The organism is Streptomyces sp. NPDC051677 (assembly GCF_044453465.1).
Classification (GTDB): Bacteria; Actinomycetota; Actinomycetes; order Streptomycetales; family Streptomycetaceae; genus Streptomyces.
Window position 1 is genome coordinate 24,823 of the sequence record NZ_JBITCT010000076.1, and the last position, 8,328, is coordinate 33,150.

General features: G+C 65.8%; 7 protein-coding genes and 6 pseudogenes. 11 read left to right on the forward strand and 2 right to left on the reverse strand.

Annotated features, from left to right (window positions below; translation table 11 throughout):
- Positions 1-5 precede the first annotated feature (5 nt).
- The 11 genes and pseudogenes from ACIBAF_RS45335 to ACIBAF_RS45385 form a co-directional block, all read left to right on the forward strand.
- Positions 6-368 (forward strand): annotated as a pseudogene (locus ACIBAF_RS45335) (tyrosine-type recombinase/integrase); the annotation flags it as partial.
- Positions 365-643 (forward strand): hypothetical protein, encoded by a 279-nt coding sequence (locus ACIBAF_RS45340; RefSeq protein ID WP_399472016.1) that lies wholly within the window; start codon positions 365-367, stop codon positions 641-643. The pseudogene ACIBAF_RS45335 and the gene ACIBAF_RS45340, both read left to right, overlap by 4 nt.
- Positions 574-1,293 (forward strand): tyrosine-type recombinase/integrase, encoded by a 720-nt coding sequence (locus tag ACIBAF_RS45345; RefSeq protein WP_399472018.1) that lies wholly within the window; start codon positions 574-576, stop codon positions 1,291-1,293. Before ACIBAF_RS45340 ends, ACIBAF_RS45345 begins: the two co-directional genes overlap by 70 nt.
- Positions 1,294-1,393: 100 nt before the next feature.
- Positions 1,394-1,510: pseudogene (locus ACIBAF_RS45350) on the forward strand (integrase); the annotation flags it as partial.
- 274 nt (positions 1,511-1,784) lie between these two features.
- Positions 1,785-2,279: pseudogene (locus tag ACIBAF_RS45355) on the forward strand (tyrosine-type recombinase/integrase); the annotation flags it as partial.
- A 91-nt stretch (positions 2,280-2,370) separates the two neighbouring features.
- A pseudogene (locus ACIBAF_RS45360) lies at positions 2,371-2,508 on the forward strand (IS5/IS1182 family transposase); the annotation flags it as partial.
- Positions 2,509-2,689: 181 nt separating this feature from the next.
- Complete coding sequence (locus ACIBAF_RS45365) at positions 2,690-2,758, forward strand: hypothetical protein (RefSeq protein WP_399472032.1); 69 nt, start codon at positions 2,690-2,692, stop codon at positions 2,756-2,758.
- A gap of 966 nt (positions 2,759-3,724) precedes the next feature.
- Positions 3,725-6,040, forward strand: a complete 2,316-nt coding sequence (locus ACIBAF_RS45370; RefSeq protein ID WP_399472034.1) for a nitrate- and nitrite sensing domain-containing protein — start codon at positions 3,725-3,727, stop codon at positions 6,038-6,040.
- Positions 6,037-6,507, forward strand: a complete 471-nt coding sequence (locus tag ACIBAF_RS45375; RefSeq protein ID WP_399472020.1) for a roadblock/LC7 domain-containing protein — start codon at positions 6,037-6,039, stop codon at positions 6,505-6,507. Before ACIBAF_RS45370 ends, ACIBAF_RS45375 begins: the two co-directional genes overlap by 4 nt.
- Entirely contained in the window at positions 6,504-6,896 is a 393-nt protein-coding gene (locus ACIBAF_RS45380; RefSeq protein ID WP_399472022.1) for a DUF742 domain-containing protein, read from the forward strand. Before ACIBAF_RS45375 ends, ACIBAF_RS45380 begins: the two co-directional genes overlap by 4 nt.
- Positions 6,877-7,536, forward strand: coding sequence for a GTP-binding protein (locus ACIBAF_RS45385; protein ID WP_399472024.1), 660 nt, complete (start codon positions 6,877-6,879; stop codon positions 7,534-7,536). The genes ACIBAF_RS45380 and ACIBAF_RS45385 overlap by 20 nt, the downstream gene beginning before the upstream one ends.
- Positions 7,537-7,725: 189 nt before the next feature.
- On the opposite strand, the pseudogene ACIBAF_RS45390 reads toward ACIBAF_RS45385, so the two are convergent.
- Positions 7,726-7,911: pseudogene (locus tag ACIBAF_RS45390) on the reverse strand (IS5/IS1182 family transposase); the annotation flags it as partial.
- A gap of 30 nt (positions 7,912-7,941) precedes the next feature.
- Positions 7,942-8,244, reverse strand: a pseudogene (locus tag ACIBAF_RS45395) (transposase); the annotation flags it as partial.
- Positions 8,245-8,328 lie beyond the last annotated feature (84 nt).

Genomic DNA, 8,328 nt, shown 5'->3' on the forward strand with positions numbered 1-8,328 from the left:
CTCACCGACCGCTTCCGCTGCCGACCGATGTTGGCGAGGCCGTGGCCGACTACCTGCTGCACGGACGCCCTTCCGACTGTTCCACCTCCTGCTTGTTCCTCTCCGAGCGTGCCCCTCACCGACCCGTCACCGCCGACGGCGTCCGCGCTGTGGTCGCTCATGCCTGCAAGCGGGCCGGCCTGCCGCGGCTCGGCGCCCACCGGCTGCGGCACACCGTGGCCAGCGACCTGCTGGCCGCCGGAGCGCCATTGCCCGAGATCGGCCAGGTCCTGCGGCACCGCTCCCAGCTGTCCACGGCGATCTATGCCAAGGTCAACCGCCTCCGGCTCCGCGAGCTGGCCCGGCCCTGGCCCGGACAGGCGCCATGACCGGCCTGCGCGAGCACGCGGAGGGCTATCTGGCGATGCGGCGGAAGCTGGGGTTCGCGCTGGACGGCCACGGCAGGATGCTCATGGGCTTCATCGACTACCTCGAAGAGACCGGCGCCACCACCGTGACCACCGACCTGGCGGTCGCGTGGGCCACGCGAACCGCGCCCGGCGCGAACCCGGCCTCCTGGAACAAGCGGCTACCGTGGCGCGGATCTTCGCCCGGCACCTGCACGCCCTCGACCCGGCCACACAGATCCCGCCTGCGGACCTGATGCCCCAGCGCTACCGCCGTATCGCCCCGCACCTGTTCACTCCGGAGGAGATCACCTCGCTGATGGCGGCCGCCGCCGCGCTGCGGCATCCGCTGCGGGCGCTCAACTACACCACCCTGATCGGCCTGCTGGCCGTCACCGGCATGCGGGTCGGCGAAGCCTGTCGCCTCGATCGCACCGACATCGACTGGGACGCCGGGGTGCTCACCATCAGGGCGGGCAAGCTCGGCAAGGCCCGCGAGGTTCCCGTGCACCCCAGTACCGCTCGCGCCCTGCACGCCTATGACGAGCGGCGTGACCAGCTCCAGCCGGTGACCAGGACCCCGGCGTTCTTCGTCAACACACACGGCAGCCGCCTGGATGCCCACCATGTTTCCGAAACGTTCGCCCAGCTCCGCGACGCCGCCGGGATCCGGCCCGCGACGGGCGGACGCAAACCCCGCATCCACGACCTGCGACATACCTTCTGCCTCGCGACGATGCTCGACTGGTACCGGGCCGGAGCCGACATCCAGGCACAACTTCCTCTTCTGTCCACCTACTTGGGCCACGTCGATCCGGTCTCGACCTACTGGTATCTCCAGGCGGCCCCGGAACTGCTCACCCTGGCCGCAGGCCGGCTCGACGCCTTCCTCGGAGAGCTCCCATGACGTCACTGGCACCCCTGATCCAGGGCTTCTTCACCGACCGCTCGCCCACCAGCGCCAGGCCAGCGCGCACACCGTCGTCGCCTACCGCGACACCATCCGGCTGCTGCTTCGCTACGCGAGCCAGCACACCGGCAAACAGCCCACCGACCTCGACCTCGGCGATCTCGACGCCGCCCTGATCAGCGCCTTCCTCAAACACCTGGAAAACGGCCGGGGCAACGGCACCACCACCCGCAATGCGCGACTGGCGGCGATCCACTCGCTGTTCCGTTACGCCGCCTTCCACCCGCCTGAGCACGCCGCCCTGATCCAGCAGGTGCTGGCCATTCCCTCCAAACGGGTCGACAGGCGCGACGTGTGCTACCTGACCCGGGACGAGATCGAGGCTCTGCTCGCCGCACCCGACCTCGGCACCTGGTGGGGGCGCCGCGACCACGCTCTGTTGCACCTGGCCGTCCAGACCGGACTACGCGTCTTTCGAGCTCACCGGCGTCCAACTCCAAGACCTCTGGCTGGGACGCGGCCCGCGCGTCCTCTGCCACGGCAAGGGCCGCAAGGACCGGGCCACCCCGCTCACCGGCACCACTGTCACCGTCCTGCGCGGCTGGCTCACCGAACGCGGCGGAGAGCCACGCGACCCGCTGTTCTGCTCCCGCCGCGGCGGCCGTCTCAGCCCGGACGCCGTCGCCCGCCTCGTCGCCAAGCACACTGCCGGCGCAGCCGCGTCCTGCGCATCCCTCCGCACCAAGAACGTCACACCCCACACACTCCGGCACACCGCGGCGATGGTCTTACTGCACGCCGGGGCCGATACCTCCGTCATCGCCCTCTGGCGCGGCCACGAGTCACAGGAAACCTCGATGATCTACCTGCACGCCGACATGACGCTCAAAGAACGTGCCCTCGCCCGGACCACACCACCCGACACCAAGCCGGGCCGCTACACGGCTCCCGACCCCGTCCTCGCCTTCCTCGACAGCCTCTGACCTCGCCCTGTTATGCCGAGCCCTGTCAGCGCGCGACCCCACTGACCTGCACGGATCGCGTCGGCTCGGGATAACTCGAAGCGCGGAATAGTACGAAACCCTTCCCGCCCGCTGCGAAGCCGTGATCCACCTCGCCATGACCGACCTCATGGCCCGCCGCCTCACCGGCGAGAACACGATCTCCTGGCGCGACCCGACAACAGGGGACCAACTCCGCATCACAGGATGAAACAACGGGAAAAAACGACCTCTGAGACGCTTCTGTCCGCGCCGTTTACGATGCGGGATGAGGACGCCGGTGCCCTGATAGCCGCCTGCCGCGATGACCGGGGTTCCGCGGCAGGCCCGGTCGACACCGGACTCAGCAAAGGCCCGGCCGTCGTTGCGACTGCCGGGCAGCGGGATGCGGGATGCCGATCACCACGACCAGGCGGCTGTTGGCGTCGATGACGACCTGCAGGTTGGTCGAGTACCGATAGTTCTTGCTGGAGGCGGCGATGCTGCGATCGCGTGTGGGCGCCAAGGTGCCATCGACGATGTAGACGGTGTCCTTGCGGGGCCGACCCGCCGGTGAGATCGCCAGCAGCGGTGCGAGGTGATCGAGGATGCGGTCGGCTGCAGACTTCGAGTCCCCGAACAGCCGAGCCACCTGCCGGAACGTCAGGTGCGCCAATACGTGGCCGCCGGCAAGACCCGGTCCGCCAGTGGCAGCCGCCACGGCCTGCCCCGCTGAACGTCACCTCCGCGGTGCCGCACCAACGCCACCAGCTTGGCGAACTGCACCTCGGTCAGCCCTGAGAACGGCCCGATCCACTTCGGATCATCCGCTGAAATCACCCCACCCGTGACCGAGCAACGCACCAAGTGCCACACCAGTTACGGGACAACCTCTAGGTGGAGACCGGGAAACCAGGAAGCGAGTCGAAGTCGGCTATGTCGGATACTTTAAATAGCGTAGATAACCTACGCCATTCGTCCATGACGGCTAGTCTGATCACCCTGCCGCATCTCGGATCCTCAAGCTCGATCGGCCCCCTTCGGCCTGGCCCCGAGCAAGGGCGCACATGCCCTCTTTGTGTGCGTTCCCGTAACCGTCTGTGAAAGTCTCATGGGGATCTTGTATACGCAGGGCTAGCTTCTGGGGAGAGTGAGGGGCCTTCGGGCACTTGGCCACCGGGCGTACGCACTTCATCACGCGGAGCACAGGCTCCAAGTCATCTGAAACAGACCATTGAGGTGGGTGGGTTGATGAGTAGGCTCCCCCTGACAGTGGCGCGGACCTCTCGGACGAGTCCGCCATCGCCAGCATGCCGGGGATTTCTGTGGCACTTCACGCACGAGCGGTAAGACAGCGGGCACGCCGTAAAGTCGAGCGCAGGCAAGGCGGCCAGAAAGCACTTCCGAAACACGGACTGTCGCTGCGCGCAATTTTGTTCCTCGTGGCGATGGTACCCAGCGTCGTCCTGGTCTCTTTGTGGTCGATCGACTCGGCTCGGCTCTATGACAATTGGAAGAGCGTCGATGACCTAACCCGTGAGGGCAAGCGGCTGGGGGAACCGGTCGCCTCGGTCCTCTACGGGTTACAGGCGGAGCGGCAACTCAGTGTCCTGGCCCTCGCCGACCCCGCAGCTGGCCTGCCGGGGTTGGATAAGCAACGGAAGCTCACAGACCGGTCCGTCCGGCGTTTGCAATCCTTCTCAGGATCCGTGCCGGCCGGTCTTATGAGCAACTATGAACAGCTCGGTAGACGTCTGGGGCAACTCCCCGAGTATCGGGACTTGGTCGATCGGCGAATAACCACACAGGAGCAGGTCTTCGACGACTACACCGGTGTCATCGCATCGAACATGCAGTTGTTCGAGGATTTCGCCAATGTGGGGTTCGGAGAGATCACCGCTCGCGCGAAGCCGGTCTTCGACGCGCAATGGGGCCAGGAAATGCTCTCGCGAGAAAATGCGATCCTCAACGCCGCAACGGCGAGCGGCCACCTCACCGGCGCACAGCGCACACAGTTGACTGCGGTGATCGGCAACCAGGAGTACATATACCGAGACAAGGTCGTGCTGCGGCTACCAGCCGAGTACGCCGCTGCCTACCGGGCGGTGCTCTCCGGCGCGGCTTGGCAGAAGAAGGCCCGGATCGAACAGTCAGCCCTGGCCACCACGGATTCCACTCAGGAACACTGGACCTCAATGCCCGCACAGCTCGGCAAGGAGTGGGACGTGAGCTACAGTGCGATAGCCACTGAGCTTGCGCGGGCCGGCAGTGCTTTCACCGACGACCTTGCCGTCACCACCCAGAGCGAGCTTGACGCCTTGATGAGGAAGGTCGTGGTGAACAGTGTCCTAGGCGGCGCAGCCGTGCTGCTGGTCTTCATAGTTTCACTGAGACTGACCAGAACCCTACGCCGCCGGATCTTCGTTCTGCGTGACGCGGCGCTGGAACTGCAGACCCGACTGCCCAACCTGGTCGAGCGGCTTCGTCAGGGCGAGGCGATCGACGCGGACACTGAACTACCCGAAGTTCCCACCGGCAGTGATGAATTAGGCATGCTTGCCCGGGCTCTCAATCAGGCCCGCAGCAGCGCCCTCGAGACGGTCTCGCGAGAGGTCGAGCAGCACCGTGGCTTCGAGCGGCTCCTCCAACGCATCGCCAGACGCACTCAGTTACTGATCGGCATGCAGATGAAACGCCTTGGCGAGATGCAACGGCAGCACGAAGACCCGGATATCCTGGAAGGGCTCTTCGACATCGACCACCTAGCCGCCCGGCTTCGCCGCTACGAGGAAAACCTGGTGATCCTGGGCGGCGGCCAGCCCCAACGGCGCTGGCGCAAGCCCGTACTGTTGCTGGACGTGCTGCGGTCCGCGCAGGGCGAAGTTCAGGACTACCGACGTATTCGGATCGATACCCAGGGCGGGATCTGGATGTCCGAGCGCGCCGTTGGCCCCTTGGTGCACATCCTGGCCGAACTGATGGAGAACGCGGTTTCCTTTTCGAAACCGCCAACTCCGGTGGAAGTGTCTGTGTCCTGGGTGGGCCGTGGTGTCGTGGTCGAGATCGAGGACCGCGGCATGGGCATGGACCTCGAGCAGTACGCCGAGGCCAACCATCTGATGGCCAACCCGCCTCACCTGGATGTGATGTCCCGCAGCAGCGACGATGCCCGCCTCGGGCTATATGTTGTGGCACGGCTCGCAGCCAACCTGGGGTTGTGCGTGGAGCTGCGGCCCTCATCCTTCGGCGGCACCCGGGTGGTCGTTCTGGTGCCACGAGAACTGATCTCGTCTGAGGGACAGCGAACGGAGCCGCTGAACGTTCCCGCCCCCGGCCATGCCACGCTCACCGCCGCCTCTCCCGCAGGGTCGGGCGACGACCTCAATGGCTCATGGCCCGGACAGCCCCCGTCTCCAGCAAACACGCCGGAATCCACAGGGCGCCCACTCATTGGTCCCTGGGCGCGGCCGCCCGCACAAGGTGCAGTGGCCTCCGAGGCGGTGGCGAGCCCGTTGCCCCGGAGGGTGCGACAGGCCAGCCTGGCTTCTGAACTGAGAACTCCTCGCCCTGCATACGCCGAGGTGCCGCACGTCGACACAGCCGAGCCGGATCCGTCGTTCCGGCGGACCGAATCGCACCGCTCCGGTTCGATGGTCGGTGCCTTTCAACGACAGTCGCGGAAGGCCCGCTTCGGGCCCGACTTCGATCAGTCCGCTCACCTCTCGCCGAGCGACGACCGGACCCGGAAGGAAGACAAGGAATGACTCTGCGAACAACCGCTACTCACTCCGACCTCGACTGGCTGCTCGACCGCTTGGTTGATCAGGTCGTGGGTGCAAGAAGCGCCGTCCTGCTTTCCGCCGACGGCTTAGTGATGAGCCAGTCGAGCGACATCTCGCGGGTCGATGCCGAACGCTTGGCTGCTATTGCCACCGGCCAACAGAGCCTGGCCCGTGGCTTTGGCGAGGTCTTCGGCGGCGGAACGGTTCATCAGGTCATCATCGAGCTCGACAGCCTCTGGCTTTTCGTCAGTTCCGCCGGCCGGGAAACTCACCTTGCAGTGGTCGCGGGTCAGGAGACGGACGGTGAGGTGCTGTCCGTGGCGATGCACACCCTGGTGCAGCAGGTCGGACAACGGTTAGGCGCCGAGGCACGCGTCGTGCAGGAGCCTGCTCAATCTTGGGCATTGCCCTTCTCGAGTGAAGCCGAGGGCGGGGGAGACCGTGGGTGAACCACTGGGCGGACGTGTCACCGGATGATGAGTATGCGGAGCAGAGCTTTGTCAGGCCATATACGATCACCCAGGGGCGCACGAATTCGGCACGAGACGACCTCACCCTCATCACCGTGATCGCGACAGTGGCTGCCTTACATGAAGCGTCGACGGGACGTGGGCTGCAGCCCGAGCACAGGACGATCCTCAGGCAATGCCGCACGCCTGTTGCGCTCGCCGAGGTTGCCGCCGAGCTCAATCTGCCTGTAGCGGTTACCAAGATCCTCCTGTGCGATCTGATATCGCTCGGCAGAGTGACGGCCCGGCCACCGGTGGTGGTCGAGGCAGGGCAAGAACCTGACATGACACTCCTTAAGGCGGTGAGAGATGGCCTCCTCCGACTTTGACGATCAGGTAGGGAGGCGGGATCCATACTCAGCTCTGGCCCAGCCGCCAACGGCGGTGAAGATACTGATCGCGGGTGGGTTCGGTGTGGGCAAGACCACTATGGTGAGGGCCGTCAGCGAGGTAGCGCCGCTGAGCACCGAGGAGCACCTGACCCTAGTGGGTGTCGGCGTGGACGACATCAACGGAGTGAGCCGGAAGGCCACCACGACAGTGGCGCTGGACTTCGGCCGGATCACCGTGAGCACCTCGCTGGTGGTGTACCTCTTCGGTACGCCCGGCCAGGAGCGTTTCTGGTTCATGTGGAACGACTTGGTTCACGGGGCCCTCGGCGCCGTCGTCATCGTGGACACCCGGAGGCTGGAGACCAGTTTCGCGTCGATCGACTTCTTCGAAGCCCGGCACATTCCGTTCGTCGTAGGCGTCAACTGCTTCGATGGGCACCAGGATCGGACCGTGGCGGAGGTCCGCGAGGCACTCGACCTCGCCCCGCACACACCCATTTTCGTAGGCGACCTCCGGCAGCGCCCGACGAGCCGTGACCTGTTGCTGGCCCTGATCGAACATCTGATGTCCGGCCAGGTGCTGCGCCCGAGCGACCCTGCCACCGCAGTGCCGGGCACGATCGGCACCAGAGTGTGACGGAGCAGTGATCTTCAGGGGTTCGGTTGCTCTGTTCTGGTGTCCCGTCTTAGCTTGGCGTTTATGCAGCTGTGCTGCTTGTGCTGGCTGCCGCGAGGTTTGGTTTGTCCTGTTTCCCGACGGGGTGCTCCCGTGCACGGTGCTTGTTCTTCATGCCGGTTGGCCGGCCAAGGCCTGCGGTGGGCCCCTGCGGGCAGCTCTGACGTGGGAGGAGTCGATCACCGCCCGCGACCAGTCCAGCTTGTCCTTCGACCGCAGCTCTTCCAGCAGCGGCACATGCAGCTGGCCCCAGACGCCGGCCTCGTTCCAGGCGGCCAGACGCCGCCGGCAGGTCATGCCCGAACCGAAGCCCAGCTCCTGGGGCAAGTACTCCCACGGGCCTTGACCCGGAATCTTGGACACGGGCTATGCGGCTTGGGCCAGGGTAGTTGATGTTGTGTCGAGTGCCGTCTCGTAGGCGATGGGACTGCGTTGTCCGAGGTGGGAGTGACGGCGTCGGGTGTTGTAGCGATTGAGCCAGCGGAACGCGTCCAGACGGGCCTCACGTTCACTGGACCAGGTCCTGCGGCCCTGGAGCGTCTCGCGTTTGAACGTTGCGTTGAACGATTCGGCGAGCGCATTGTCCGCCGAGCTGCCGATCGCGCTCATGGACTGGCGGACGCCGGCCTGGCGGCAGGCGTCGGCGAAGGCCCGGCTGGTGTACTGGGCGAGTTCAACCGGTCGATGCAACACCGGGTTGTTGAAGTGAGCGTAGTTGTTCTTCGAAGACTTCGGCGGGGGTCTTCCAGCCGA

What these genes read in the sequence shown, in the direction of transcription:
- ACIBAF_RS45375 (WP_399472020.1), top strand. Translation starts at nt 6,037, where the DNA reads ATGACTCTGCGAACAACCGCTACTCACTCCGACCTCGACTGGCTGCTC.
- ACIBAF_RS45340 (WP_399472016.1), top strand. Translation starts at nt 365, where the DNA reads ATGACCGGCCTGCGCGAGCACGCGGAGGGCTATCTGGCGATGCGGCGG.
- ACIBAF_RS45385 (WP_399472024.1), top strand. Translation starts at nt 6,877, where the DNA reads ATGGCCTCCTCCGACTTTGACGATCAGGTAGGGAGGCGGGATCCATAC.
- ACIBAF_RS45370 (WP_399472034.1), top strand. Translation starts at nt 3,725, where the DNA reads ATGGTACCCAGCGTCGTCCTGGTCTCTTTGTGGTCGATCGACTCGGCT.